General features: G+C 62.6%; 22 protein-coding genes. 13 read left to right on the top strand and 9 right to left on the bottom strand.

The features are described 5' to 3' along the window. The first annotated feature begins 134 nt into the window (after positions 1-134). On the top strand, positions 135-1,769 hold the full coding sequence (locus ACN9MO_RS12655) for an alpha-glucosidase (RefSeq protein ID WP_113133445.1): 1,635 nt from the start codon (positions 135-137) through the stop codon (positions 1,767-1,769). Continuing rightward, complete coding sequence (aac(6'), locus tag ACN9MO_RS12650; protein WP_057253013.1) at positions 1,769-2,233, top strand: aminoglycoside 6'-N-acetyltransferase; 465 nt, start codon at positions 1,769-1,771, stop codon at positions 2,231-2,233. Before ACN9MO_RS12655 ends, aac(6') begins: the two co-directional genes overlap by 1 nt. Positions 2,234-2,257: 24 nt before the next feature. Here the strand turns inward: aac(6') and ade are convergent, their stop codons facing one another. Both ade and ACN9MO_RS12640 read right to left on the bottom strand, forming a co-directional pair. Then, positions 2,258-3,955 (bottom strand): adenine deaminase, encoded by a 1,698-nt coding sequence (gene ade / locus ACN9MO_RS12645; protein ID WP_057253014.1) that lies wholly within the window; start codon positions 3,953-3,955, stop codon positions 2,258-2,260. Between the two features lie 127 nt (positions 3,956-4,082). Further along, positions 4,083-5,408: an aspartate aminotransferase family protein gene (locus tag ACN9MO_RS12640; protein WP_113133446.1), complete on the bottom strand. Its 1,326-nt coding sequence runs from the start codon at positions 5,406-5,408 to the stop codon at positions 4,083-4,085. Positions 5,409-5,683: 275 nt separating this feature from the next. Here ACN9MO_RS12640 and ACN9MO_RS12635 point away from each other — a divergent pair, with 275 nt between their 5' ends. Both ACN9MO_RS12635 and ACN9MO_RS12630 read left to right on the top strand, forming a co-directional pair. Beyond that, the gene (locus ACN9MO_RS12635; protein WP_113133447.1) at positions 5,684-7,936 is read left to right on the top strand and encodes a glycoside hydrolase family 9 protein; all 2,253 of its coding nucleotides are present in this window, start codon (positions 5,684-5,686) and stop codon (positions 7,934-7,936) included. 162 nt (positions 7,937-8,098) lie between these two features. Continuing rightward, the gene (locus ACN9MO_RS12630) at positions 8,099-9,187 is read left to right on the top strand and encodes a Gfo/Idh/MocA family protein (protein WP_425987122.1); all 1,089 of its coding nucleotides are present in this window, start codon (positions 8,099-8,101) and stop codon (positions 9,185-9,187) included. A gap of 31 nt (positions 9,188-9,218) precedes the next feature. Here ACN9MO_RS12630 and ACN9MO_RS12625 read toward each other — a convergent pair whose 3' ends face one another. The 6 genes from ACN9MO_RS12625 to ACN9MO_RS12600 all read right to left on the bottom strand — a co-directional run bounded on the left by ACN9MO_RS12625 (position 9,219) and on the right by ACN9MO_RS12600 (position 14,760). Further along, positions 9,219-10,253 carry a Gfo/Idh/MocA family protein gene (locus ACN9MO_RS12625; RefSeq protein ID WP_162727963.1) on the bottom strand — a complete coding sequence of 345 codons (1,035 nt, stop codon included), beginning with the start codon at positions 10,251-10,253 and terminating at the stop codon, positions 9,219-9,221. A 176-nt stretch (positions 10,254-10,429) separates the two neighbouring features. Beyond that, the gene (locus tag ACN9MO_RS12620) at positions 10,430-10,774 is read right to left on the bottom strand and encodes an ArsR/SmtB family transcription factor (protein WP_057253023.1); all 345 of its coding nucleotides are present in this window, start codon (positions 10,772-10,774) and stop codon (positions 10,430-10,432) included. A 119-nt stretch (positions 10,775-10,893) separates the two neighbouring features. Next, positions 10,894-11,637 (bottom strand): HugZ family protein, encoded by a 744-nt coding sequence (locus ACN9MO_RS12615; protein ID WP_112994366.1) that lies wholly within the window; start codon positions 11,635-11,637, stop codon positions 10,894-10,896. Positions 11,638-11,830: 193 nt separating this feature from the next. Beyond that, on the bottom strand, positions 11,831-12,880 hold the full coding sequence (gene choV, locus ACN9MO_RS12610) for a choline ABC transporter ATP-binding protein (protein ID WP_057253027.1): 1,050 nt from the start codon (positions 12,878-12,880) through the stop codon (positions 11,831-11,833). Beyond that, entirely contained in the window at positions 12,877-13,722 is an 846-nt protein-coding gene (choW, locus tag ACN9MO_RS12605) for a choline ABC transporter permease subunit (RefSeq protein ID WP_057253029.1), read from the bottom strand. Before choW ends, choV begins: the two co-directional genes overlap by 4 nt. 81 nt (positions 13,723-13,803) lie before the next feature. Further along, positions 13,804-14,760 carry a choline ABC transporter substrate-binding protein gene (locus tag ACN9MO_RS12600; protein ID WP_057253031.1) on the bottom strand — a complete coding sequence of 319 codons (957 nt, stop codon included), beginning with the start codon at positions 14,758-14,760 and terminating at the stop codon, positions 13,804-13,806. 247 nt (positions 14,761-15,007) lie between these two features. Between ACN9MO_RS12600 and ACN9MO_RS12595 the strand changes: the two genes are divergently transcribed. From ACN9MO_RS12595 to ACN9MO_RS12560, 8 genes are all read left to right on the top strand, one after another. Continuing rightward, on the top strand, positions 15,008-15,595 hold the full coding sequence (locus ACN9MO_RS12595; RefSeq protein ID WP_058321163.1) for a thymidine kinase: 588 nt from the start codon (positions 15,008-15,010) through the stop codon (positions 15,593-15,595). A 77-nt stretch (positions 15,596-15,672) separates the two neighbouring features. Then, positions 15,673-16,059 (top strand): c-type cytochrome, encoded by a 387-nt coding sequence (locus ACN9MO_RS12590; RefSeq protein ID WP_057254321.1) that lies wholly within the window; start codon positions 15,673-15,675, stop codon positions 16,057-16,059. A gap of 166 nt (positions 16,060-16,225) precedes the next feature. Continuing rightward, positions 16,226-17,314 (top strand): hypothetical protein, encoded by a 1,089-nt coding sequence (locus ACN9MO_RS12585; RefSeq protein ID WP_110879312.1) that lies wholly within the window; start codon positions 16,226-16,228, stop codon positions 17,312-17,314. Between the two features lie 58 nt (positions 17,315-17,372). After that, positions 17,373-18,521 (top strand): hypothetical protein, encoded by a 1,149-nt coding sequence (locus tag ACN9MO_RS12580; protein WP_112994333.1) that lies wholly within the window; start codon positions 17,373-17,375, stop codon positions 18,519-18,521. Positions 18,522-18,523: 2 nt separating this feature from the next. Then, positions 18,524-20,443 (top strand): AAA family ATPase, encoded by a 1,920-nt coding sequence (locus tag ACN9MO_RS12575; RefSeq protein WP_112994334.1) that lies wholly within the window; start codon positions 18,524-18,526, stop codon positions 20,441-20,443. A gap of 16 nt (positions 20,444-20,459) precedes the next feature. Then, positions 20,460-21,749: a DUF6638 family protein gene (locus tag ACN9MO_RS12570; protein WP_112994335.1), complete on the top strand. Its 1,290-nt coding sequence runs from the start codon at positions 20,460-20,462 to the stop codon at positions 21,747-21,749. Positions 21,750-21,752: 3 nt separating this feature from the next. After that, positions 21,753-22,976 (top strand): DUF2333 family protein, encoded by a 1,224-nt coding sequence (locus ACN9MO_RS12565; RefSeq protein WP_093234002.1) that lies wholly within the window; start codon positions 21,753-21,755, stop codon positions 22,974-22,976. Between the two features lie 172 nt (positions 22,977-23,148). Then, on the top strand, positions 23,149-24,828 hold the full coding sequence (locus tag ACN9MO_RS12560; protein WP_058321158.1) for a formate--tetrahydrofolate ligase: 1,680 nt from the start codon (positions 23,149-23,151) through the stop codon (positions 24,826-24,828). A gap of 99 nt (positions 24,829-24,927) precedes the next feature. Here ACN9MO_RS12560 and ACN9MO_RS12555 read toward each other — a convergent pair whose 3' ends face one another. Further along, positions 24,928-25,437: a DUF1993 domain-containing protein gene (locus ACN9MO_RS12555; protein ID WP_058321157.1), complete on the bottom strand. Its 510-nt coding sequence runs from the start codon at positions 25,435-25,437 to the stop codon at positions 24,928-24,930. Between the two features lie 243 nt (positions 25,438-25,680). Between ACN9MO_RS12555 and ACN9MO_RS12550 the strand changes: the two genes are divergently transcribed. After that, complete coding sequence (locus ACN9MO_RS12550) at positions 25,681-26,133, top strand: thioesterase domain-containing protein (RefSeq protein ID WP_058321197.1); 453 nt, start codon at positions 25,681-25,683, stop codon at positions 26,131-26,133. Positions 26,134-26,155 lie beyond the last annotated feature (22 nt).

Below are 26,155 nucleotides of genomic sequence, written 5' to 3'. Positions count from 1 at the left end.
AGATTGTTTCTGGTGAAGGGCTCGCGGCGGACCGAGAGGAAGGAACGGCGTTTACTCCCGCGCCGGGCGGCGATACACCTTGGTTCCTCATCATCCCGCTCTGGCGTGGAGCATCGGTCTTCAAGGGGCATTTCATGACGTCTCGGCAGGCATCGAATGACGATTGGTGGCGCGGCGCGGTGATCTACCAGGTCTATCCGCGCTCCTTTCAGGACACCGACGGCGACGGCATCGGCGATCTCAAGGGCGTTACCCGGCGGCTGCCGCATATCGCCTCGCTTGGCGTCGACGCGATCTGGCTGTCGCCGTTCTTCACTTCGCCACAGGCCGACATGGGCTATGACGTATCGGACTACTGCGACGTTGATCCGATGTTCGGCACGCTCTCGGAGTTCGACGAGATGCTTGGTGAGGCCCACCGTCTCGGCCTCAAGGTGATCATCGACCAGGTGATTTCCCACACCTCCGATCGCCACCCCTGGTTCGCTGAGAGCCGCTCGAGCCGGACGAACGGGAAAGCCGACTGGTATGTCTGGGCCGATCCGAAGCCGGATGGCACTGCGCCCAACAACTGGCTGTCGATCTTCGGCGGCCCCGCCTGGGAGTGGGACGGGGTGCGCAAGCAGTACTACATGCACAATTTCCTCGGCTCGCAGCCGGACCTCAACTTCCACAATCCGGCGGTACAGGACGCGGTGCTCGATGCCGCCCGCTTCTGGCTCGATCGCGGCGTCGACGGGTTCCGCCTCGACACGGTGAACTTCTATTTTCACGACCGGTATCTGCGCGACAACCCGCCGCTCGTTCCCGATCCGGACGCCACCAGCAACGACGCTCCCGACGTCAACCCCTATGGCATGCAGGACCATCTCTACGACAAGAGCCAGCCGGAAAACATCGCTTTCCTGAGGCGGTTCCGGGCGCTGCTCGACCGCTACGAGGGCCGCATGACGGTCGGCGAGGTGGGCGACGGCGCCCGCTCGTTGAAGACCGTGGCTGCCTATACCGGCGGCGGCGACAAGCTCAACATGTGCTACACCTTCGACCTGCTCGGTCCGGACTTCACCGCGGCCCATATCCGCCGCTGCGTCGAGAATTTCCAGAAGGCCGTCACCGACGGCTGGGTCTGCTGGGCTTTCTCCAACCACGACGTGACGCGCCACGTCAGCCGCTTCGCTCGGAACGAAGCAGAGCGGGAGAGGGTGGCGCGGCTCGCCATCACGCTGCTTTCGAGCCTACGCGGGTCGATCTGTCTCTATCAGGGCGAGGAGCTGGGACTTCCGGAGGCGGAACTCGCTTTCGAGGACCTGCGCGACCCCTATGGCATCCGCTTCTGGCCCTCCTACAAGGGCCGCGATGGCTGCCGGACGCCGATGGTCTGGGAAGAGGCGGCGGCCAATGCCGGCTTTACCGGCGGCAAGCCCTGGCTGCCGGTTCCGGCTGAACACCGCCGCCTGGCCGTGGATGCCATGGCCGAAGGCGCGGATACGGTGCTTGGCCACTACCGCGCGACGCTCGCCTTCCGCAAATCGCGACCGGTTCTGCACGATGGCGCGATGCATTTCCTCGATAGCAACAGCGATCTCTTGGCCTTCGCTCGCGAAAAAGATGGCGAGCGCTTGCTCTTCGTCTTCAATCTCACCCGCGAACCGCAGGCGTTTCTGGTCCCCGCTGTCGTCGAGCCCCTGGATTTGCCCGGATATCCGGCGCGCCTCGGAGCGGGTAGCATCCAGATTGACGGATTATCGGCCTTCTGCGGGAAGCTCTGATGCGCGTATTGTTGATGGATGGCGAAACCATCGGCCGCTGGGTCGAGATGCGTCTGGCGCTCTGGCCGGATACGCCGGAAGCGGAGCACCGCGCGGAAGTCGAGTCCTCTCTTGCCGAGACCGATCGCTATGCGTCGTTCCTCTGCGAGGACGAGGCTGGTGTTGCCGCCGGTTTTGCCGAGGCGTCGATCCGCCGGGACTATGTCAACGGCTGCGAAACCTCGCCCGTGGCCTTTCTCGAAGGGATTTATGTGTTGCCCGGATATCGTCGTCGCGGCGTCGCGCGTGCGCTGATCACGGCGGTGGAACGCTGGGCAACATCGCAAGGATGCCAGGAACTCGCTTCCGACACGGCGACCGACAATCTCAGGAGCCAGAGCCTGCACATGGCGCTTGGCTTCGAGGAGACGGAGCGGGTCGTCTATTTCCGCAAGGAACTGTCGCCGGCCGTGGCAGACAATTGAGGATCCCGCGGGCAGGGATGGAACTCACCCGATCAGCATGAACTTGTCGACATCGACCAGTCCGCGGTCGGAGATTTTCAGGTGCGGGATGACCGGCAGCGGCAGGAAGGCGAGTTGCAGGAAGGGTTCCTCCAGCGTCGCGCCAAGGGCGAAAGCGGCGTGGCGCAGGTGATGCAGCGTATCGCGGACGGACTCGTAAGGTTCGAGGCTCATCAGACCCGCGACCGGAAGCGCGATCTCTCCGGTCACCTTGCCGTCCTCGACCACCACGAAGCCGCCCTTGATCTCGCCGAGCCGGTTGGCGGCGATCGCCATGTCCTCGTCATTGACGCCGACGACGCAGATGTTGTGGCTGTCATGACCGACGGTCGAGGCGATCGCGCCCTTCTTCAGCCCAAAACCCTGGACGAAACCGTTGGCGTGGTTGCCGTTGACGCCGTGGCGCTCGATCACCGCGACCTTGATGATATCGCGGCCGAGGTCGAGGCCGGTCTGGTTGCCGACGGCCGGCAGGCGGTAGCGGCGGTGTTCGGTGATGATCTTACCGGGGAGCACGCCGATGACCGACGTATCGCCATCCGAGACGGGGATGCCGAAGGCACTGGCATGGACATGGCCGGCTTTGACGCTGTCGAGGCCGACGGGCTCAACCGGGTTTCGGGTCGCAAACAGCGCATCGGTGACGCGGCGGCCGCCGGAAAACACCGTCTCGGCCTTGCAGTTTTCCAATGTGTCGATCACCACGAGATCGGCGCGCCAGCCGGGCGCGACGAGCCCGCGGTCGCGCAGCCCAAAAGCACGGGCGGCCGAGATCGAGGCGGTGCGGTAGATCGCCAATGGCTCGACGCCGGCGGCAATCGCGGTGCGGATCATGTGGTCGAGATGGCCCTGTTCGGCAATGTCGAGCGGATTGCGGTCATCGGTGCAGAGCGCCAGATGCGGCGACAGGCGCTCGGTGATGATGGGCATCAGCGCGTGCAGATCCTTGGAGACCGAGCCTTCGCGTACCAGGATGTGCATGCCCTTGCGGATCTTCTCCATCGCCTCCTCAGCCGAGGTGCATTCATGGTCGGTGCGGATGCCGGCGGCGAGGTAGCCGTTCAGGTCCTTGCCGGACAGCAGCGGCGCGTGGCCGTCGATATGCGCGCCCTGAAAGGCGTCGAGCTTGGCGAGGCAGACCGGGTCCTTGTGCACGACGCCGGGGAAATTCATGAACTCGGCGAGGCCGATGACTTTTGGATGGTGGCGGAAAGGCAGAAGCCTTTCGATTGGCAGATCGGCGCCCGACGTCTCCAGATGTGTCGCCGGCACGCAGGACGAGAGCTGGACGCGGATGTCCATGATCGTTTCGAGCGCCGAATCGAGGAAGAACTGGATGCCTTCGGTACCGAGCACGTTTGCGATCTCGTGCGGGTCGCAGACGACGGTCGTGATGCCGAGCGGCAGGACGCAGCGGTCGAATTCATGCGGTGTCACGAGCGAAGATTCGATGTGCAAATGCGTGTCGATGAAGCCGGGCACGACGATGCGGCCGGAAATGTCGATTTCCTCGCGTCCGTCGTAGTTGCCGAAGGTGCCGACGATGCGGTCACCTGATATCGCGATGTCGGAGGCGACGAGTTCGCCGGTCACGAGGTCGAAGAAGCGCCCACCCTTCAACACGATGTCTGCCGGTTCGCGCCCGACGCCCTGATCGATGTAACGTTCCAGCGCTTCGGACATGAGGCAACTCCAGTTTTCTTTGGCGCCCGGTGCGATCGGTGTGATCGCCCAGGTTCGATGTGGCAGATAAGAGTAACCCTTCCCCCGTCGCCGGGGAAAGGGTCAAGATCGTTGGCGGTCAGCCTGCTCAGATGTTGCTGTTGAGAACGGCGCGCAGCTTGCCGAAGAGTTCGTCGATCTGCGCCTTGGTGATGATCAGCGGCGGCGACAGGGCGATGATGTCGCCGGTGGTGCGGATCAAGAGGCCGCTCTCATAGGCCTTGAGGAAAGCCGAGAAGGCGCGCTTGGTTGGTTCGCCGGCGATCGGCTGCAGTTCGATCGCGCCGATCAGGCCGAGATTGCGGATGTCGATGACATTCGGGCAGTCCTTCAGCAAGTGCAGGCCCTCTTCCCAGTAAGGGGCGAGTTCGGCGGCGCGGGTGAGCAGGCCTTCTTCCTTGTAGGTGTCGAGCGTGCCAAGCGCGGCGGCGCAGGCGATCGGGTTGCCGGAATAGGTGTAGCCGTGGAAGAACTCGATCATGTGCTCCGGGCCATTCATGAAGGCATCATGGATCTCGGAGGTGACGAAGACGGCGCCCATCGGGATGACGCCGTTGGTGAGGCCCTTGGCCGTGGTGATGATGTCGGGCTTGACGTCGAAATACTGCGCGGCAAACGGCGTGCCGAGGCGGCCGAACCCGGTGATGACTTCATCGAAGATCAACAGGATGCCGTGTTTGGTGCAGATGTCGCGGAGTTTCTGCAGGTAGCCCTTCGGCGGGATCAGCACGCCGGTGGAGCCGGCCACCGGTTCGACGATGACGGCGGCGATGGTCGAGGCGTCGTGCAGCGTGACGATGCGTTCGAGCTCGGTCGCGAGATCGCCGCCATGTTCCGGTTCGCCGCGGGTAAAGGCGTTCTGCGCCGGCAGGTGCGTGTGCGGCATGTGGTCGACGCCGGTCAGAAGCGTGCCGAACATCTTGCGGTTGGAGACGATGCCGCCGACCGAGATGCCGCCGAAGTTGACGCCGTGATAGCCGCGCTCGCGGCCGATCAGGCGGAAGCGCGAGCCGTCGCCCTTGGCGCGGTGGTAGGCGAGCGCGACCTTCAGCGCCGTATCGACCGATTCCGAACCGGAGTTGGTATAGAGAACATGGTTCATGCCTTCGGGCGCGATATCCACCAGGCGATTTGCGAGCTCGAAGGCCTTGGGGTGGCCGAGCTGGAAGGCCGGCGCATAGTCGAGCTCGCCCGCCTGCTCGCGGATCGCCTCGGTGATCTTCGGGCGACAATGGCCCGCGTTGACGCACCACAGACCTGCCGTTCCGTCCAGAACCGTCCGACCGTCATGGGTCGTGTAGTGCATGTCCTTGGCGCCGACGAACAGGCGCGGTTCCTTCTTGAACTGCCGGTTCGCGGTGAACGGCATCCAGAAGGCGCGCAGATCGTTCGGGGTGTTGAGACGGTTCGACATTGCAGTTCTCCTCGGTCTGTTCTTCGTCAGGCGGCGTCCGCCGCCTGAATTTTTTACCCTTTGGTCAAACTATCAGCGCCCCGGGACGCGTCAAGCCTCGGAAGCCCCGCACAGAGAGCCTTTGGGGTGGCGAATTTTTGTCTTCTGACTGGAAATTTTCTCTAGCTTAACTTGTTTGCGGCAACGCTGCGTTGCCATGCCTTGCCGGGCCCATGGCCGCCCGTGAATGGGTATGCGCCCCCCGCGGCCCGGCCTGACCAATCGGGAGCTGGGACGTGTCGAGGTTCGGGATAGTACACGCGGCAATTGCGGCGCTCTTCCTGCCAGCTCCGGCAGTCGCTGCCGGACTGATCGCCGACGGTCGCTTTGAAAAGGGGCAGGACACGTTCTGGGCGAGCGACGGGTTGACCCTCCAGCGGGAGGGTGGGCTGCTCTGCGTGGAGGTCCAGGGCGGTGGAGAAGTCTGGAGCCAGATCGTCGGCGTCAATGGATTGACGCTGGTGCCCGGGCGCATCTATCGCCTGTCGCTGAGGATTGCCGCCAAGCCGGCGCGGGCGATCGCTGTCAGGGTGCAGCGGGCCGCAGATCCCTGGACCGCCGTTGCCGAGTTTACGACGGTGGGGTCGCCGGGCGGCAGTCCGTTCTCCGTGGAGTTTGAGGCAACCGAACCGGATGAGGCGCAACTGGTGCTGCCGCTCGGGGGTGCGGAGGCCGGTCGCATCTGTCTTGATGATGTATCGCTGGTCGCGACCGGCGCCGTGTCACAGGCGGCGAAGCGCGCGACCGAGGGGCCTGCCATTCGCGTCAACCAGCTCGGTTACTTCACCGGCGGTCCGAAGCGCGCGACCTTCATTGCCGATGTGAAGCGCCCCATCGATTTCCAGCTGCTCGACGCCAAGGACAAGGTCGTCGGCAAGGGCAAGACGCAACCAAGCGGTTTCGATCCGATGGCGGGCGTCGAAACGCAGGTCGCGGATTTCTCATCCTTCGCAACGGCTGGCGATGGCTATCGTCTCGTGTCCGGCGATTGGGCGAGTGACCGCTTCTCGATCGGCGACAATCTCTATAACCGTCTGCGCGTCGATGCGCTTTCCTGGTTCTATCCGCAGCGTAGCGGCATCGAGATCAAGGCAGCGATTGCCGGCAAGGCCTACGCCCGGTCCGCGGGCCATGTCGGCGTGGCGCCGAACCAGGGCGATACGGCAGTCTCATGCCTCGACAGCAAGCAGGCCGAGGTGCTTTACGGCGGCTGGTCCTGTTCCTATCGGCTGGACGTTTCCGGCGGCTGGTACGACGCAGGCGACCACGGCAAATACGCGGTGACCGGCGCCCTGTCCGCAGCGCAACTGCTTGCCGCCTACGAGCGCGGGCATGTCTATTTCGCGGCTTCGCCGGTGACGCGCGACGGTCTCTCTCGCATTCCCGAAAACGGCAACGGCATGCCCGACATTCTCGACGAGGCGCGGTGGGAGCTCGAGTTCCTGTTGCGCATGATGGTTCCGGATGGCGAGCCGCTCGCCGGCATGGTGCACCACAAAGTCCACGACACCACCTGGACCGCGCCGCCGATGCTGCCGAGCGACGATCCGCAGCCGCGGGCGCTTTACCGCCCGTCGACTGCCGCAACGCTCGATGTCGCAGCCGTCGCGGCTCAGGGCGCCCGGCTTTTCGCCGATCAGAATCCGACGTTCTCGGCACGGCTGCTCGCGGCTGCGCGCAAGGCGTGGGTGGCGGCCAACGCCAATCCCGCACTCCTTGCGCCAAAATCGGACGGACTTGCCGGTGGTGGCGACTACGACGATGACAGCATTTCGGACGAGCTCTTCTGGGCGGCGACCGAGCTCTATCTGACGACCGGTGACGAGCCCTATCTCGATGTGCTGCGGGCGTCGCCGCTTTGGGCGGCGGATACGCTGTCTCCCGCCGGCGCCTTCGATTGGCGCAACGTCGCAGGCTTCGCGCGACTGCAACTGGCCCTCTATGGTACGGGCTCGCCGGACGACGAGCGTGAACTGATCCGAAACGCGGTGCTTGCGGCAGCGCGGCATTTCCTGTCGGTGCAGCAAGCAGAGCCCTTCGGGCTCGTCTACCGACCCGAGGGCCGACGCTACGACTGGGGATCGAACCAGCTGATGCTGCAGAACATCATCGTGTTGTCGGCCGCTTTCGATCTCTCCGGCGAGAAGAGCTTTCTCGATGGTGCGCGCGAGGGCATGGATTACATTCTCGGCCGCAATGCCATGGCGCTGTCCTATGTCACCGGCTATGGCACCCGCGCGCCCAAGAATCAGCACAGTCGCTGGTATGCGCACCAGCGGGACCCGCAACTGCCGAACCCGCCGGTTGGCTCTCTCGCCGGCGGTCCGAATTCCACGTTCGTCGATGACGTCGCACGGCAACACCTGAAGGGATGTGCGCCGCAGACGTGTTATGCCGACGACATCGAAGCCTATGGATCCAATGAAATCGCCATCAACTGGAATGCGCCGCTCGTCTATGTCGCCTCGTTCCTTGCCGATGCGCGCTAGAGTATTTCACTGTTTCATTGAAACAGTGAAATACTCTAACTGTTTGAAATTACGCAATTCCGGACGGAAAACCGTTTCACACTTTTCCTGGAATTGCGGTAGGAGACTGAAAGCGTGACCGGAATAGCCTTTGTCGGAACCGGCTTCGTCGCCGACTATTACATGACGACGCTTGCCAACCATCCGCAGCTCCGGCTCGCCGGCGTTTGGGATCGCGACGCGGAGCGTCTCGACGCCTTTGCGCGCTACTGGAAGGTTTCGCCCTATGCCTCGCTGGATGCGGTGCTCGCCGACCCTACCGTCTCGATCGTCGTCAATCTGACGACGCCGGAAAGCCATTACGCGGTCAACCGTGCCGCTCTCACCGCCGGCAAGCACGTCTATTGCGAGAAGCCGCTGGCGATGACGGTGGAGGAGGCGAGCGAACTGGTCGCGCTTGCCCGCGAGCGTGCTCTGGTACTTGCCGGCGCGCCGGCCAATGGCCTGAGTGATGCGCAGGCGCTCTGTGCGAACCTGCTTGCGGCCGGGACCATCGGCACGCCACGTCTGGTCTATGCCGAGATGGAGGATGGGCCGGTCTTCAAGGCGAACTGGCGCGCCTGGCGCAGCCGCTCGGGCGCCCGCTGGCCGGGCGTGCACGAGTTCGAGGTTGGCTGCACGCTCGAGCACGCGGGCTATGCCGCAAGCTGGCTCGTCTCGCTCTTCGGGCCGGTCGCCGAGGTCAGCGCCATTTCAGCCTTGACCTTTCCGGACAAGGGTCCGGGAACCGAGACGCTAACGCTCGGCCCTGATTTCTCGGTGGGTTGCCTGACGTTCCGCTCGGGCGTGACGGCGCGCGTCACCTGCGGCCTGGCGGCACCGCGCGACCGGTCGATGACTGTTATCGGCGACAAGGGCACGATCGTGGTTCGCGATCTCTGGGACAATCGCTCGCCCGTTCATGTCGAAGCGTTCGGCGCCAAGCGCTCGTTAGTACATCGCGGGCTCGACTGGCTGGAATGGAAGATGGGGCGCAAGCTGCCCATCCGGCTCTACCCCGGTATGAGGGTGCGCTACCCCAAGACATCGTCAGCGCCGGCGCTTCCGGCCTTTCCGTCGCAGATCGATTTCGTGCGGGGGATTGCCGTTCAGGCCGATGCGATCAACCGCGGCGAAACACCATTCTTCTCCGGCGCGACGGCGCGGCATCTGACCGAGGTCGTGCTCGCGCTCAACAGCGGCTGGCGGGACTATCGTCCACTCGATCTCTAGGAACTCTTCGGGATGGGCGTCGGTCCATTGTTCAGGCGTGGGGTGCCTTGGCGCGGATCGCCTCGATGATCTCCAGCGCTTCGATGCTGCGCGATAGCGGCATCAGCGCATGCTCGCGCCGGCCCTCCAGAATGGCCGCGCTGGCGGCCTCGATCTCGAATTGCAGGCCGTTGCCGGGAAACGCATGGTCGAAGCGTTTGAGACCGGGCAGGGGGATTCGCCGCGCAGCCCTGAAAAACGTTTCCCCCGTCGATGTCAGCAGCTTGCGTGCCAGGGCGCTGGTGGCGACGAACAGGCGGCTTGCCTTCAGGAATGGCGCGTCGATGACGAGCGTGCCGCGCTCGCCGTCGATGACGAAGCGATTGTGGCCGTCTCGATCGAAACCGCAGCTGAGGTCAGCATCAAAGCCGTCATAGGCCAGCCTGACGTCTGCAGAGACATCGACGCCGGTGGGCGCGCTTCTCCAGTTGCCGCCAATGGACTTCGGCTGACCGAAGAGGTTCAGGCAAAGCGCAATCGGATAGATGCCGAGATCAAGCAGAGAACCGCCGCCCAGCGCCGGATCGAAGAACCGGTTGTTTGGGTCGAACGGCTTCTCATAGGCAAGTTCCGCCCGGACATGTCGGATGGTTCCGAGTCTCTCTGCACGCAGGCGTGCGCGAACCTCGGCGATTGCCGGCAGGAAGCAGGTCCACAGCGCTTCCATCGCGAAGGTGCCGCTGATGGCGGCTGCGTCTTCAAGGGCGCGCGCGTCGGCGACTGATGTCGTCAGTGGCTTCTCGACCAGCACCGCCTTGCCGGCCGCGAGGAAGAGGGCGGCATGGTCGCGATGGAGCGCATTGGGCGAGGCGATGTAGACCGCGTCGATGTCGGGGGCGGCGGCGAGCGCGCCGATATCGTGAGAGCTGCGGATTCCGCCGAAGCGTGTGGCGAAAGCCGCGGCGTTCGAAGCGCTGCGGGATGAGACCGCGACAAGCGTCGCGTTACCCGCGAAGCGGAAATCCGATGCAAAACTGTTTGCGATTGTGCCGGTTCCGGCAATACCCCAACGGACCTTGTCACGCATTCCCTTGTGTCCGTTGCTCCGGCCGACCCTGCTGCGGCGCATGGTGCCGCCGAAGTCTCAAGGCTCGGTAAACGTCCGTGGAGAAGCCGGATGTGGTGGCGCCCTGCTGAAAAGAATAAGCCCCGCGCGATTTCTCGTGTGGGGCTGTTCGACGGGTTCGCAGAGCGAACCGAATATCAGGCCGACTTGCGGACCGGAGTCTTTTCTGCGGTGACGATCGGTTCGTCGCCGTAGATTTGGTTGAGCGTGCCTAGAATCCGCATCACTGCGTCGGATGAGCTCGAATAATAGATCGTCTGCGCATCGCGGCGGGTGCTGACGAGATTCTGGGCACGGAGCTTCGAAAGATGCTGGGAGAGAGCCGACTGGCTCAGCCCAACCTTGTTGGCCAATGCGCCGACTGCCATCTCTTCCTTGACGAGGGAATCGAGGATGAGAAGGCGCTTAGGGTTTGCCATGGCCGAGAGGAAACCGGCTGCTACCTCGGCTTCATCGTGTTTTTCAGGCGAAAGTGGCTGCATTGCGTGCTCCATGCGAAAAGTACATCACGCGTAATTATGGTTGACGAAGCATGATAATTAGTCGTGATGCATAAAAGGGCAACCACCCACTGCAAGAAATGGGGGTAGCTATCCCGCGATTAACCGTAAAGTTCACGCAAAATTGCCCGTAAATTGGAACTGTCTTCGATAGGTGCCGGGAATTCAAGGCGTTTCAGCCGATCGCCATCTGCAAGATCGAGGCCGGCGGCGTCGATCCCGACGATCTTCCAATTGCCTTCCGGCGCATTGCAGAGCTTGACCGCATAGTGCTGCACGGCGTCCGAATGATCCGCGTTCATGTGCTCGATTGCGCTGGCTTCCGTGGCGGCGAGCGAGGCGATGGCGGGCGTGTCGATCAGCAGATCTTCCGCGGTCAACACATAGGCGCGACCGAAACCGCCGTTGAGGCTGGCGCGCAAGGGCTTCAGCCGGAAGAAGCCGAAATCGGGGAAATCGACGTAGAGTTTCGACTTGGGGTGACGGCGAACGAATCGCTCGCGGATGCGCGCATGGGCTTCACTGTCGCGAGCGACCTGTTCGGCCGTGCATTGCACCGTGAGGCGGGGATGGGCGAGCGGATCGCCCTTGCCGGGCTCGCCGGTCAGCAACGAGGCCCTGATATCGGCAAGCAGCGCCTGGGTGTGGGTGGACAGCTTCGAGATCAGGATGACGGGTACGCCGTCGACATCCATGCCGACAAGAACGCGGCTGACGAAGGGAAAGCCGCCACTGTCAGGCTCGATCGCGGCGAGCGAGCCGCTGCGCGCGCCGCGCAGCAGCGTGCGGGCTAGCGTGCGGGCTTCGTCATCGGTGTCGCGCAATACGCTCGGCTTGTCGCTCATGTCTTTGAACCTTTCCTGCCATGCCATCAATGCCTACAGCGCCGCGTCTTATCAGACGCGCAAAGGTCGCCGTAGCACTTTGAATGGCTGCATGTTTTTATCCTGAAATCGGCTACGTTTTAAGGAAACATGCTGTGACGAAAAAAGCCCGGAACGACGCTCCGGGCTTTTATTGGCTTGATGAGCGGCTTCGTCAACTTTTGTTGCGGTGCCGCGTCAATCCCTGAACGATGTCCTGGGCGTCGATGGTGCCGACGACGGAGCCGTTGTCGACGACCCCGATGCTGCCCGGCTGGCGGGACATGGCGTCGAGAATGTCGACGAGCGGTGTCGTCGGCTTGGCCGTGGCGGTAACGCCGGCAACGGTCGCGCCGCGCTGCACGCCGGTCTGCATCACGTCCTTCGCCATCAGCATGGTGATCGGGTTCATGTGCTGAACGAAATCCGCGACATACTGGTTGGCTGGATTCTTGACGATATCCTGCGGCGTGCCGCACTGGATGATGCGTCCGCCTTCCATGATGGCAATGCGGTTGCCGATGCGGAACGCCTCGTCGAGATCGTGGCTGACGAAGATGATGGTCTTCTTCAGCCTCCGCTGGAACTCGAGCAGTTCGTCCTGCAGTCGCGTGCGGATCAGCGGGTCGAGCGCCGAGAACGGCTCGTCCATCAACAGGATCGGTGCGCCGGTGGCAAAGGCGCGGGCGAGGCCGACGCGCTGTTGCATGCCGCCCGAAAGCTCATTGACCTTGCGCCCCGCCCATTTCGTCAGGTTGACGAGGTCGAGCTGTTCGCCGACACGCGCCTTGCGCTCGGCGTCCGGCATACCGGCAAGCTCGAGGCCGAAGCCGACATTGTCGGCAACGGTGCGCCAGGGAAGGAGCGCAAACTGCTGGAACACCATCGAGACCGTGTGCATGCGGAAGTCGCGCAGCGATTTCGCATTGGTCCGGTAGGGATTGAGCGGCCCGTTCGAGGTCTTCACCTCGACGTCGCCGCGCACCACCGGCGCAAGGCCGTTGACGGCGCGAAGCAAGGTCGACTTGCCGGAGCCCGAAAGCCCCATCAGCACCAGGATCTCGCCCTCGGTGATTTCGAGCGAGGCGCCTGCGACGCCGAGCACGAGGCCGGTTTCGGCACCGATCTCGTCGCGGGTCTTGCCCTGGTCGACCATCTGCAGCGCGATCTGCGGGTTGTTGCCGAAGATGATATCGACGTTCTTGAATACGACGGCGGTGGTCATGCGCCTTCTCCTTCGTCGGACGAGCGGAAAAGGCGGTCGAGGATGATCGCCAGGATGACGATGCAGAGGCCGGCTTCAAAGCCCTTGGCGACATTCACCGAGTTCAGGGCTCGCAAGACCGGAACGCCAAGGCCGTTGGCGCCGACGAGGGCGGCAATCACCACCATCGACAGCGACAGCATGATCGTCTGGGTCAGGCCGGCCATGATCTGAGGCATGGCGAAGGGCAGTTCCACCTTGCGCAGCACCTGGCCGGGCGTTGCGCCGAAGGCCTGGGCGGCCTCGACCAGCGACGGCGGCGTCGAGATGATGCCGAGGCGGGTCAGGCGGATCGGCGCAGGGATCGCGAAGATCACGGTGGCGATAAGGCCGGGAACCATGCCGAGACCGAAGAGGATCAGCGCAGGGATCAGATAAACGAAGGTCGGGATCGTCTGCATCAGGTCGAGGATCGGCCGCATGATGGCATAGATCCAGGCGCGACGGGCGGCGGCAATGCCGAGCGGAACGCCGACGGCCATGCTGACGAAGCTGGCGGCGAGCACCAGAGCCAGCGTTTCCGTTGTTTCCTTCCAGTAGCCCTGGTTGATGATCAGCAGCAGGCCGAGGCCGGTGAACAGCGTTACGCCGATCGAGCGGCGGAACCACCAGGCAGCCGCCGTGATCACGGCAACGACGATCAGCGGGTGAGGGGTCTGGAGAATCCAGAGCAGCACGGCGACAACGCCGGAGAGGAAGCGAGCGAGCTGGTCGAAGAACAGCTCGAAATTCGTCGTCAGCCAGTCGACGAACGCCTTGGCCCAGCCGCCAATGGGGATGCGGTTATCGGTCAGATATTCCACGAAGGTAAATCCGTCTCGTCAGGTCAAAAGGAGCGCATGACGCGGTGAAAAAAGGCGGGGTTTTCCCCGCCTTGATGCCGATCAGAGGCCAAGAGCGGCCTTGACCGCGGCCAGGCCATCGCCGCCGTCCTTGGCGGTCACACCGGCAAGCCACGGATCGACGACCGTCGGATTGGCCTTCAGCCATTCCTCGGCAGCCTTGTCCGGCTCCTGCCCGTCGTTCAGGATCTTGCCCATGATCTCGTTTTCCATCTGGAGCGAGAACTTGAGGTTGGTGAGCAGCTTGCCGACGTTCGGGCACTCGGTGGTGTAGCCGGCGCGCACGTTGGTGAAGACTTCCGCGCCGCCAAAGTTGGCGCCGAAGATGTCGTCGCCGCCCGAAAGATAGGTCAGCTTGAAGTTGGCGTTCATCGGATGCGGTTCCCATCCGAGGAAGACGATCGGCGAGCCATCCTTTTCGGCGCGGGACACCTGCGCCAGCATGCCCTGTTCGGAGGATTCGACCACCTCGAAGCCCTTGAGGCCGAAGGTGTCCTTGTCGACCATGTCGATGATCAGGCGGTTGCCGTCATTGCCGGGCTCGATGCCGTAGATCTTGCCTTCAAGCGCGTCCTTCTTGGTGGCGATATCCTTGAAATCCTTGATGCCGAGCTCAGCGCCCTTGGCGTTGGTCGCCAGCGTGTACTTGGCGCCGACCAGGTTCGGCCCGAAGGATTCGACCGACTTGTCGTCGAGATAGGGGCGAACGTCGTTTTCCTGGGTCGGCATCCAGTTGCCGAGGAAGACGTCGATGTCCTTGTTCTTGAGCGAGGTGTAGGTGACCGGAACCGAGAGAACCTTGATGTCGGTCTGGTAGCCGAGGCCCTTGAGGACGGTGGAAACGGTCGCGGTGGTTGCAGTGATGTCCGTCCAACCGACGTCGGAGAAACGGACGGTACCACAGCTTTCCGGCTCGGCAGCTGCAGCCTGTCCAGCGGCGAGGGCGACGACCGAAACGGCGCCCGCCAGCATCAGTTTGAGAGAGAGTCGTTTTTTCATCGTTGTCGTTCCCCTGCCTCTATTATTGTTTTAGCCAAACACCATTGGATAGCGAATTCAAGCGCTTTGATGTCGAAGGAAGTGTATTGCGTCAATATGCTGAGGGGGTGCACGATGCGACGCTGAATGTCGCATTGTCCACGAAATGGTCTAGTCCGGCGAAAAACTGTGGGTGCCGCAAACACGCTCTGGCCTTCCGGGACAAGGCTCGTCATTACCCGGGAGACGGAAACCGGACGCGGTGAAGATGGCCAAACTCTATTTCAGCTATGCGACGATGAACGCGGGCAAGAGCACGATGCTGTTGCAGGCCTCCTACAACTACCAGGAGCGCGGCATGCGTGTGGTGATGCTGATCGCTGCGCATGACGACCGGGCAGGGGTAGGCCGCATCTCCTCGCGCATCGGTCTTGCCTCCGACGCCATTCCGTTCCATGGCGATGACGACATCTATACGCTGATCGAAACGCTTCATTCCGATGGTGCCGGCGAGATCGCCTGCGTCTTCGTCGACGAGGCGCAGTTCCTCAACGAGGCGCAGGTCTGGCAACTCGCGCGGGTCGCCGACCGGATCGGCATTCCGGTCATGGCCTATGGCCTACGTACGGATTTTCAGGGCAAGTTGTTTCCGGGCTCGATGGCGCTGCTGGCGCTCGCCGACGAGTTGCGCGAGGTGCGCACCATCTGCCATTGCGGCCGCAAGGCGACGATGGTCGTGCGTCTCGATGGTACGGGCAAGGTGGTGCGCGAGGGTGCCCAGGTCGATGTCGGCGGCAACGAGAAATACGTCTCCTATTGCCGGCGCCATTGGGACGACCTGATGCGTTGCGAGTGAGTGCGACCGACTGGCCGCTTGCGGCCGCCTTGGTCGCGGTGCCATTCTCGTCGGGTCCTGTCAGCAAGAGGTTTTCGATGCGGCGCCTGCTTTCCAGTCTTTTCCTCTGTCTTGGTGTCGCAGCTCCGGCTGCCCACGCCGGCGGCGACGCGACGGCGGGTGCCGCGGTGTTCCGCAAGTGCGCGGCCTGTCACACCGCCAGCGAGCCGGTCAATCGCGTCGGCCCGAGCCTGATGGGCGTGGTCGGCCGGCCGGTGGCGTCGGTTGCCGACTACAACTATTCCGAGGCGATGAAGACCTTCGGCGCCGAGGGGCACGTTTGGGACGAGGCGACGCTGAGCGAATATCTCTTGAGCCCCAAGGCGATGGTCGGCGGCACCAAGATGACTTTTCCCGGTCTCAAGAAACCTCAGGACATTGCCGACGTGATCGCCTATCTCAAGGCGCCGCCGGCCGCCAAATAGGCAATGCCTTCGATATCTCAAGCACTTCGCTGCAACGCTTGATCGAAAAAAGCCGCTGCGGCAGGCTTGTTCTCTTTCCATAAACACCCTTTATATAACTGCAATCGAAGGCTGAATAATTCGGCTGGGCTGGCGGATCGCGCCACGGTGGATCGAGGGGCAGGACATGGCGACTCTTCAGAATTTTGACGCGGAGATCGAGAAGACGAAAGGCGTCGTCGAACAGATGCGCGGCAAGCTCGAGCAATCCGGTGTGGTGCTGGAGCAATTCGCCAAGGCCGAGACCAAGCTCGGCGACGTCAACTTCGACATCGAGAACGCCCGCATCCAGGACGTGATCAACCAGCAGAAAGTGATGGAAGCCAACATTGCCGACCTGATCATCGGCCTCGAGGATGCGACCAATGTCTTCGGCTCCGAATTCGAGAGCATGAAGAACTATACCGGCTATGAGAAGTTCATCGGCATCTTCTCCAAGCAGAAGATGCAGCGCATGCGCACCGACCGCGTGCGCAACATGTCGCTTGCCGGCAACCTGCAGGAGCTGCTGTCGAAGTCCGACATGATCGTCGGCATCCTCAAGGAGCAGAAGTCGGTCCTCGACCAGCGCTACAAGACCTCGGAGCAGAGCCTGATCCAGGTGATCGAGCGCCGCAAGGGTACGATGGCGAACCTCGAAGAGGTGCAGAAGCGCATCGAGGAACTGAACCCCCTGCTGCTCGACATCGAAAACCGCATTGCCGCCTCCACGGAGCAGAAGGTCCGCACCGAGCTCGAAGGCGAACGCTCGGCGCTTGCCACCGAATACAACGAGAAGCAGGCCAAGGAACAGGAGCTGCTCGCCGAGAGCCAGACGCTCGAACGCTACACCGCGATGTTCCAGACCTTCGTCGATTCGCTCAACAACCAGATCGCCGCGCAGAACACGCTGATCAACAAGCTGACGATCGATACCGAACAGCGCATCGTGCTCTACAAGGCGCTGGAAGACTCCTTGAAGACGGCTGCCCAGCAGGATGTCGCCCACAAGATCAACACGCTCGGCAGCCAGGTCGACACCGCCGCCGAAGAGACGATGGCCGGCATCGGTGCCGCTGCGCAGCGCCATATCGGCGATCTCCTCGAAATGCATGAAAAGAACATGCTTTCGACGCAGGATATCCAGCGCCGCAAGAAGCTGGCGGACGACGCCTTTGCCCGTCGCTTCCAGGCTGTCATGGACAAGCACAACACTGCCAACTACGTGAAGCAGTGATCGGCAGGCGAATGATCGGAACCGAGTTTGCCGTCTGGCACGCGCCACGGGGATTTGCATGAAAGTCGCGGCTTCATCCGCTGTCGCACAATATTTCGCGTCGATCCACGCCGCACTCGCCGGGCTCGAGCTCTTTCTCGGCGACCGCAACTCGCCGCTCTATCGCAACACCGTCGTCGGCGAAGTGATCGTCCCCTATCTCGGCCGGTTGAAGGCGTCGATCGACTGCTGGGAGAACCGCATCGGCTTCGTCGATCAGTTCCGGATCTCGCGCGCCGAAAGCGGTTTTCCGGTGTTCCAGAACGTGCTGGAACTGGAGAACGATCGCCAGACGGCGGCAAAGCGCCTCGCCGACATTCCCACGGCCGATGCGCTGAGGGACGAGATGGTCGATTTCATCCTCCGTCAGAAGGCCTTTCCCGAGGCGTTGCAGACGCGCATGGCCGAGCGGCTCTATCTGGACCAGATCGGCAAGGGTGAGATCTTCTCGCCCTTTATCTTGCCGGAGACCATCCGCGTCGCCGTCAATTCCAAGACGATGCGTCCCTATTACATCGTGAGCTGGGGCGCCTTCGACGGCGCCAATACCCTGCCGATGGTCTACATGGCGACGATCGAGGATTCCTCCGAGAAGATCGTCGAGATGCTGGTGACCGAGGACGGCAAGCTCAATCCGCAGGTCGAGATCCCGTTGCCGGTTGGTGGTTTGCTCAATCCAGATCTCGCCAGCCGCTTCGACGATTTCGCCTCCAAGAACAGCAGCTATTCGCTGACCCCGGTGACGATCGCGACCAATCTCGACAAGGATTTTGACGAGCTCCATCCGAAGCAGCTGCGCCGCATCGTGCTCGGCCCGTTCTATTCTGCCGGGATCACCGAGAACAATGCGCGCATCAACGACATCCTCTCCAAGGTGCGAAAGACCGAGAATGCCTGGCTTCTGACCTGGACCGTGCAGGAGGTCTTCTCCAAGGCCGAAAGGCCCGCCAAACGCGGCTTCTGGTCATCGACGCCGGCGCAGGAGGAGTTCCACATCGATACCGCCAATCTGGAAGCGGCGCGCATGGGTGTCTCCTCCTACGAGAAGCACGCGCTGGTGCCGCACGACGCCTATCAGGCGCTCTATGCCGCCGGCGAGGCCGAACAGGTGTTCGGCGACTACAAGGTCCACGTCATTTCCGGCAACCAGGTCGTAAGCGAGGTTTGACGATGACACTCAATACGGGGCTGACGACGCTGCACGAGGACGACATCGCCAAGCATCAGGCGGTGGCGCAGGGGCTGGTGACGAAGCTCATCATTCTGGAGCGCGAGGATGCATCCGCCGGGACGACGCTTGCCGGCACCGGCCGCCGCTTCGTCTCGACGGTTTCGACCGGTGGCCAGCGGCGCACACGCGAAGTCGAGCTGACCAAGACCATTCAGTCAGTGCGCCAAGGCGATCCGATGTTGTCGCCGGCCCAGCACGCCGTGCTTTATCGCACACGCCGCGGTATTCAGGTGGCGCTCGCCGTGGCCGACGTCTTTGCGCGGCAGACAAACCTCGAGCAACTGCAGGCGAAAAACGCCACATCGCCGCTCGGAGGAGATGAGGCCAACCAGTTCAAGGCGCTGCTTTCGGCGTCTGCCTATGTCGCCGCGTTTACGCTTGCCGCCTATCTCGGCTCGACGCTTTCAGGTGAGGGCGAGCCGGTGGACGATGCGGTCGAGCCCGACTTTCTGTTCGACACGCCGCAGGACGCATTGAAGAGCCTCATCTCGGCGCTCGACCGCGGCATTGCCGGGGCGCCTGACGATCTGGCGCTGACCGCCCGGGCGCGCGCCTTTTCGCGCGTGGCAGTCGAGGGGTTGATCGCGCGCAAGGCGCGGTTCACTGGACTGCAGAGCTTCGAGACCGTGCATATCCGGCTCGACCAGGACGATTTCACGCTGAACGGCTTCGATGTCGCACCGGGCCAGAAGCGCAAGCCGCTGGTGATGACCTTCAAGAAGCCCGAGGAGATCATCGGCAACCACATTGCCAAGTACCAGGCGTTGAAGCTTGCCAAGATGCTGATGGCCTATGACTTCGACCGGCAGATGAACCCCTTCGTCGAGCTTGGCGGCTTCCTCTTCACCTTCATCGGCGACGGCATGCCGGGCACCGGCAAGACGATCCTGATCCAGATGCTCGCCGGCATGCTCAACGAATATTGCGAGATTGCCGGCTACGCCTTCCATTACGAGAATTTCGGCGTTGACCAGATCTCCTCCTATCAGGGCAAATCGGGCCAGAACTGCAAGGAGTTCGTCAACAACGTCATCAACCCGCGCGCGATCGGCTTCGGCACGATCGACGATGTCGACCAGGTGGCGGCGAAGCGCTCCGATGATCGCGCTTCCGCCGGCCAGCATGAGGTGACGGCGGTGCTGATGGAGAGCTTCGCCGGTGCTTCGACGGTGGTGCGCGGCAACTGCACCTTCGGCATGTTCTCCAACTATCCCGAGAATGTCGACGATGCGCTGCGCCAGCGCGCCGGCGCCCGTTGGCTGGTCGACGGGCCGCAGACGGAAGACGACTATGTCGACATCTTCGCGCTGCTCGTTGGCAAGAACCACAAGATCCCGCTCGGCGAACACCAATTGTTCGAGGGGCAGGAGATCAAGCGGGCCGTGTCGCAATCCTATGCCGAGCACGCGCGGCCGAAGGAGGATGGCCTCATCGCCGTCTGGGAGCGTTACCAGAAGAAACGGGGCGCGCTCGCCTCGCTCGCCGATGTCGGCGCCTATCTGCACATGATCAAGGAGGCCGAGCCGCGCTTTACCGGCCGCGCGATCAAGAACATCACCGACGCGATCAAGCTGCGCGCCATGGATGTCGAGCTGCCGGATGACTGGTTCAGGGATGCCGGCTCGTTCATGCACAAGAGCTACGACGAGAAGAAAGCGATGATCGAGGCGCTACGCGGCCCGATCACCATCGACATGGTGCTGCAGGAGATCAACCGCTACGCCGACAGCGAATTCCGCTACACCGACAAATCCGACGATGCCGCCGTCACCGACATCATCCGCCGCGAGCGCCAGCGCGAAAAGGCGATCCGCGAGATCGAGGCGATGAAGCGCGACGGCCGGTGGCAGGGGTTATGATGGGAAGAGCTGACCGATGAAACGCTTGCTCGAAGCCGAGCTCATCTATGGACGGCTGCTCGATGTCTCCGAGCCGCACCTGATCGCGCGTTACAACAAGGCACTCGAAGGCTTCGGCCTGCGCCCGACGGCGTTGACGGCGTTCAGCATCGACATGACCGGGTTTTCGCCCGAAATCGCTGACGAACTGGGTGACCGTGATTATCTCGATCCGAACCGGGTCAACCGCCGGTTCATCATCATGACACCGGATCAGGCGGAGCTGCCGGTCGTGCATACGAGCTTCTCCAATACGGCGGCGCTGATGCACGAATTCTTCAACGCCAACGGCCGCGCGATCAATGCGATCACGATCAAGGACGCGCTCTACGGCGAGATCGAGGATTCGGTTTCGGTCGTCGACGACATCGACGACCTGCTGTCGATCAACGAGGTGCGTTTCCGGGTGCTGTCGGCCGAGGACATGCTCGGCAGGGCCGCCGAACTCAGGGGCCTCGTCGACCGGCTGAAGAAAGTGCCGACGGCCTGGGCCGACGACGAGATGCTGAACCGCATGGTCGAGCTTGCCAAGCTCACCGGCGATATCCGCCAGAATGCGCTGGTGCCGGACCAGCTCGTCTTCCGCCACGAAGCCTTCTGGGCCAATCATTTCGGCGGCGTCTATGTCTTTCTCGACGACAAGACGACGACCGTGATCTGCGACCCTTCGGTCCCCGGCTTCCGCCGCTCGCGGCCGTGGCAGGTGAGTTATATCGCCATCAACGATCATGCCCGGATCTACGACTTCCTCGCCTCGACCAAGCGGCTGCAATTGCCGCAGGCGTCCTGGGTGGAGGAGTCGGGGCTCTATCAGCACCGGGCCGACATGATCGTGCGCGGGCTGATCGACGAAATTGACCCGACGGCCAATCTCGCCAATGCCGATCGGATCTGGCTGCAGACCTGGATGCACCGCAATGCGGCTGTCGTCGCGAGGGACGGGGCCTATCCGTTCCTGCAGGAGATGATCCGCATGGTTGCCGCGACCGGCACGATCAAGATGCAGGACGTGGCACCGGCGAACCGCTTCATGCTGGTGCGCGCAGCACCCACCCATCCCGACCAGTGGCTGGTCAACCGACTGATTTCCCAGCTCGTGCCCCGCGATTTCGTCTCGCGCTTCGTCTTCGACAAGCAGGGTTTCTACGACGCCTACGAGCGCTATGGCGAAAGCTTCAAGGCCTATGTTGTGGCGACGCTGACGGGTTCATATCTCAAGGACAAGGCGGCCTTCCGCCACAAGCTTTACGGCCTCAGAGAGGAATAGGACATGTTCGATCCGATCGTTGCGTTTTTCCAGCGGGTCTTTACCGCGATCGGCCGCGGCATAGGTCTCGCCGTTGCCTGGCTGCTCTGGCCGTTCGTTGCGGCCAGTAACTGGTATCGGCAGCGGAGCTGGATCATCAAAGGACCAATCGGCATCGTTCTGCTCGGCCTCATCTTCCTCTACGGCTATTTCATCTGGCAGACGCAGGCCTGGACGAACTTCGATCCTGACTATGTCGAGCGTTACAAGCTGGCCGAGCACAAGGTGCCGGCGGGCTCGCCGAAGAGCGGCCCGGGTGCGACGACGGGCCAATCGACGACCGGTGCGGCGGCAACCAACCTTGCGGCGGCGGCTGCACCTCAGACCGAATCGACACCGGAGGCGCTGGCGGTGGTGCAATTGCCTGCCGGTACCGTGTGCCAGACCTCGGCAATCGTCGATGTCGCCGCCGACCTTATCGATTACAATGTCAACGAGAATGCGTGGATATCGTCGATGCTGCTCTACAAGCTCGGGTTCTTCGGGCTTGACTGGGACGACACGCCCTGGCTCGACAACAAGGCGTCGTTCCAGCGCGGCATCAACCAGGCGGTGCGCCGCACCTCGGTCGAACTGGTCGATTCGCTTGGTCGCGTGCGCGGCACGTCCGGCATCAACAGCGACCTGCAGAGTGCGCGCGGCAATATCCAGTTCGATGAGGAGACCTGGTATTTCGGCCTGAACCCGTTTGGCCCGAAGACGCCGACGCCGAGCTTCTACCGGGCGGCGATGAAGGACCTCAGGGCCTTCAACATCTCGCTCGGCAAATGCGAAGCGATCTTCGACGGCCGCTCCGACAACCTCGTCGAATTCCTCGACCGTGTTGCCAACGATCTCGGCAACACCTCGGCGATCATTCGCGAACGGTCGGAAAACCACAATGGCGGCTGGTTCGACACGCGCGCCGACGACCGCTTCTGGTTCGCCTATGGCCAGCTCTACGGTTATTACGGCATTCTGTCGGCCGCCGGCGCCGACTTCGACAACGTCGTTGCCCAGCGCGGCCTGACGCCGATCTGGACGGAAACGATCAAGCAACTGCGCGCCGCATTGCGCATCCAGCCGCTGATCATCTCCAACGGCGAGGAGGCCGGCTGGATCATGCCGACGCATCTGGCGACGATGGGCTTCTATACGCTGAGGGTACGCTCGAACATCGTCGAAATGCGCGATATCCTCGCCCGATAGGGCTGAACGGCAAGGTGGCGCCTGAACTTCCGGGCGCTGCCGCAGACCTTACTTGAGTTAAAGCGGGATGCGGGCCGAAAGCCGCAGACACGTTTCCTCATCTCGCTCCGGCATCGCGAACTGCGCCTTGAAAGGCGTGGATGAAAACGAGACCCTGGGGAGGGGACATGTCATGACCGAGGTTAAGTCCGATATCGAGATTGCGCGTGCGGCGAAGAAAAAGCCGATCCTGGAGATAGGGGCGGCACTCGGCATCCCGGCGGAAGATCTGCTGCCCTACGGCCACGACAAGGCTAAGATCGGGGCCGATTTCATCGCCCGCCAGCGCGAAAAGAAAAACGGCCACCTGATCCTGGTGACGGCGATCAATCCGACGCCGGCCGGCGAAGGCAAGACGACGACGACGGTCGGCCTCGGCGACGGGCTCAACCGTATCGGCAAGAAGGCGATCGTCTGCATCCGCGAGGCGTCGCTCGGCCCCTGCTTCGGCATCAAGGGCGGAGCCGCCGGCGGCGGTTACGCACAGGTGGTGCCCATGGAGGACATGAACCTCCATTTCACCGGCGATTTCCACGCCATTACTTCAGCGCACAATCTGCTCGCGGCGCTGCTCGACAATCACATCTACTGGGGCAACGAGCAGAACGTCGACATCCGCCGCATCGCCTGGCGTCGCGTGATGGACATGAACGACCGGGCACTGCGCAGCATTGTCGGGCCGCTCGGTGGTGTCGCGAATGGTTATCCGCGCGAGACCGGTTTCGACATCACCGTTGCATCCGAGGTCATGGCCATCCTCTGCCTGGCAACCGATCTGAAGGATCTCGAGAAGCGCCTCGGCAATATCATCGTCGGCAACCGACGCGACAAGAGCCCGGTGTTTGCGCGCGACATCAAGGCCGATGGCGCGATGGCGGTGCTGCTCAAGGACGCGATGCAGCCGAACCTAGTGCAGACATTGGAAAACAATCCCGCCTTCGTGCATGGCGGTCCCTTCGCCAACATCGCCCATGGCTGCAATTCGGTGATCGCGACGACGACGGCGCTGAAGCTCGCCGACTATGTCGTGACGGAAGCCGGCTTCGGCGCCGATCTAGGTGCGGAAAAATTCTTCGACATCAAGTGCCGCAAGGCGGGGCTGAAGCCCGATGCCGCGGTGATCGTCGCCACCGTCAGGGCGATCAAGATGAATGGCGGCGTCAAGAAGGACGATCTCGGCAAGGAAAACCTGGAGGCCCTGCGCAAGGGCTGCGCCAACCTTGGCCGGCATGTACAGAACGTTAAGAAGTTCGGCGTTCCCGCGATCGTCGCGATCAACCACTTCACCTCCGACACCGAGGCCGAGATTCAGGCGATCAAGGACTATGTGACGACACTCGGTGCCGACGCCGTGCTCTGCCGGCATTGGGCCGAGGGGTCGGCGGGAATCGAAGAACTGGCGCGCAAGGTGGCGGATCTGGCCGAGGGCGGCCATTCGCAGTTCTCGCCGCTCTATCCGGATGACATGCCGCTCTTCCACAAGATCGAGACAATCGCCAAGGACATCTATCATGCGAGCGAAGTGATCGCCGACAAGTCGGTGCGCGATCAACTGCACACCTGGGAGAACCAGGGCTATGGCCACCTGCCGATCTGCATGGCCAAGACACAATATTCCTTCTCGACCGACCCGAACCTGCGCGGCGCGCCGAGCGGCCATGCGGTGCCGATCCGCGAGGTGCGACTTGCGGCCGGCGCCGGTTTTATCGTGGTCATCACCGGCGAGATCATGACCATGCCCGGCCTTCCCAAAGTGCCGTCGTCGGAGAAGATCTTCCTGAACGAGCGGGGTTACATCGAGGGGCTGTTCTAGAGCGACCGACTGGCCTGATCGAAACAACGCCGCGCATCCGGCGGGATGCGCGGCGTTGTCGTGTTTTGCATTCCTTTATCTTCGCTTCCAGAATGGAAGTTAGGCAGTGAGGCTGAGGAAGTCGGCCTTGCCGATCGAGACGCCCTTGTGACGCAGGATGTCGTAGGCCGTCGTCAGGTGGAAATAGAAGTTTGGCAGAACGAATCTCAGCAGATACTCTTCGCCCGTGAGCGTCACTTTCAGGGTCGGGAAGTTGAGGACGACCTCGCGGCTGCCGCTATCCTCCAGGTCGACGGGGCGCACAATTTCAAGAAAAGCAACCGTGTTGGCGATGCGCTGACGCAGTTCGTCCAGGGTCTTTTCCTCGTCCGGAAAACGGGGAACCTCGATCGAAGTCAGGCGCCCGACCAGACCCTTGCTCGTGTCGCTCACTCGCTGCACCTGGCCGGCAAGCGTCAGCATGTCCGGCGCCAGCCGGGCAATGACGAGATCATCAGGGGAGATGCCGTTGTCGCGCGCATGAGCCTCGGCCTTGTCGAGCAGTTTGGTGAGCACACCAAGACCGCGAATGAATGCGGGAATGGAGAGCTGGTAGATCGTCAATGCCATGACACATTTCCTTGAGACTGGGCGCAAAACGGGTGGATTTTCCTCATGCCTGTATTTGGGAGCCGGGGTGCCGTCCTGCAAGGCGCGCCGACCGGTATCTTTGTGGTTATGAGGCTGGCCGGAGGCGACTGAACGCGGGCCTGCGGCACTGGCCAGGACACGGGGTCTCGTGCATTGATCGGAGGCGACCTTTGCGCGACACGCAAGGCGTACGCCACTGTAGCAGACACAATGGACACCGCGATGACGCCCCAGGATTTGCAGACCTATCTTCACGCCCATATCCCGCTTTCGGCGGCGATGCAGGTTCATGTAGAGGAGGTAGCGGAAGACCATATCCTGCTCTCGGCGCCCCTGGCACCCAACATCAATCACCGCGAAACGGTGTTCGGCGGCAGCGCCTCGGCGCTATCGATCCTGTCGGCGTGGTCGCTCTTGCATGTGCGGTTGCGCAAAAGCGGCGTGGCTGCGCGCCTGGTGATCCAGAGCAACCGCATGGACTATCTAAAGCCGGTGGCCGGTGCCTTTTCGGCTCGCTCGTCGCTAGCGAATGCCGGGCAGTGGCCGAGCTTTCTGCGATTGCTCGAACGGCGGGGCAGGGCGCGGGCCGTGGTCGTTGCCGACCTGCTTGACGGTGGAGAGGTGGCCGGGCGTTTCGAGGGCGAGTTTGTCGCCCTCGGCTATAGCAATGACTGAGTTGCGGCGACCGGGCCAGGTG

This window comes from Ensifer sp. R-19 (assembly GCF_049905105.1).
Lineage (GTDB): Bacteria > Pseudomonadota > Alphaproteobacteria > Rhizobiales > Rhizobiaceae > Ensifer.
The sequence above is the reverse complement of the archived record's forward strand: the minus strand, read 5'-3'. Positions and strand labels throughout refer to the sequence as shown.

Bases quoted from the DNA above. Each gene is read 5' to 3' on its own strand.
- ACN9MO_RS12655 (WP_113133445.1), top strand. From the start codon at position 135: ATGACGTCTCGGCAGGCATCGAATGACGATTGGTGGCGCGGCGCGGTG.
- ade (WP_057253014.1), bottom strand. From the start codon at position 3,955: ATGTCCGAAGCGCTGGAACGTTACATCGATCAGGGCGTCGGGCGCGAA.
- ACN9MO_RS12640 (WP_113133446.1), bottom strand. From the start codon at position 5,408: ATGTCGAACCGTCTCAACACCCCGAACGATCTGCGCGCCTTCTGGATG.
- ACN9MO_RS12630 (WP_425987122.1), top strand. From the start codon at position 8,099: ATGACGACGCTTGCCAACCATCCGCAGCTCCGGCTCGCCGGCGTTTGG.
- ACN9MO_RS12625 (WP_162727963.1), bottom strand. From the start codon at position 10,253: ATGCGTGACAAGGTCCGTTGGGGTATTGCCGGAACCGGCACAATCGCA.
- ACN9MO_RS12620 (WP_057253023.1), bottom strand. From the start codon at position 10,774: ATGCAGCCACTTTCGCCTGAAAAACACGATGAAGCCGAGGTAGCAGCC.
- ACN9MO_RS12615 (WP_112994366.1), bottom strand. From the start codon at position 11,637: ATGAGCGACAAGCCGAGCGTATTGCGCGACACCGATGACGAAGCCCGC.
- choV (WP_057253027.1), bottom strand. From the start codon at position 12,880: ATGACCACCGCCGTCGTATTCAAGAACGTCGATATCATCTTCGGCAAC.
- ACN9MO_RS12600 (WP_057253031.1), bottom strand. From the start codon at position 14,760: ATGAAAAAACGACTCTCTCTCAAACTGATGCTGGCGGGCGCCGTTTCG.
- ACN9MO_RS12595 (WP_058321163.1), top strand. From the start codon at position 15,008: ATGGCCAAACTCTATTTCAGCTATGCGACGATGAACGCGGGCAAGAGC.
- ACN9MO_RS12590 (WP_057254321.1), top strand. From the start codon at position 15,673: ATGCGGCGCCTGCTTTCCAGTCTTTTCCTCTGTCTTGGTGTCGCAGCT.
- ACN9MO_RS12585 (WP_110879312.1), top strand. From the start codon at position 16,226: ATGGCGACTCTTCAGAATTTTGACGCGGAGATCGAGAAGACGAAAGGC.
- ACN9MO_RS12580 (WP_112994333.1), top strand. From the start codon at position 17,373: ATGAAAGTCGCGGCTTCATCCGCTGTCGCACAATATTTCGCGTCGATC.
- ACN9MO_RS12575 (WP_112994334.1), top strand. From the start codon at position 18,524: ATGACACTCAATACGGGGCTGACGACGCTGCACGAGGACGACATCGCC.
- ACN9MO_RS12570 (WP_112994335.1), top strand. From the start codon at position 20,460: ATGAAACGCTTGCTCGAAGCCGAGCTCATCTATGGACGGCTGCTCGAT.
- ACN9MO_RS12565 (WP_093234002.1), top strand. From the start codon at position 21,753: ATGTTCGATCCGATCGTTGCGTTTTTCCAGCGGGTCTTTACCGCGATC.
- ACN9MO_RS12560 (WP_058321158.1), top strand. From the start codon at position 23,149: ATGACCGAGGTTAAGTCCGATATCGAGATTGCGCGTGCGGCGAAGAAA.
- ACN9MO_RS12555 (WP_058321157.1), bottom strand. From the start codon at position 25,437: ATGGCATTGACGATCTACCAGCTCTCCATTCCCGCATTCATTCGCGGT.
- ACN9MO_RS12550 (WP_058321197.1), top strand. From the start codon at position 25,681: ATGACGCCCCAGGATTTGCAGACCTATCTTCACGCCCATATCCCGCTT.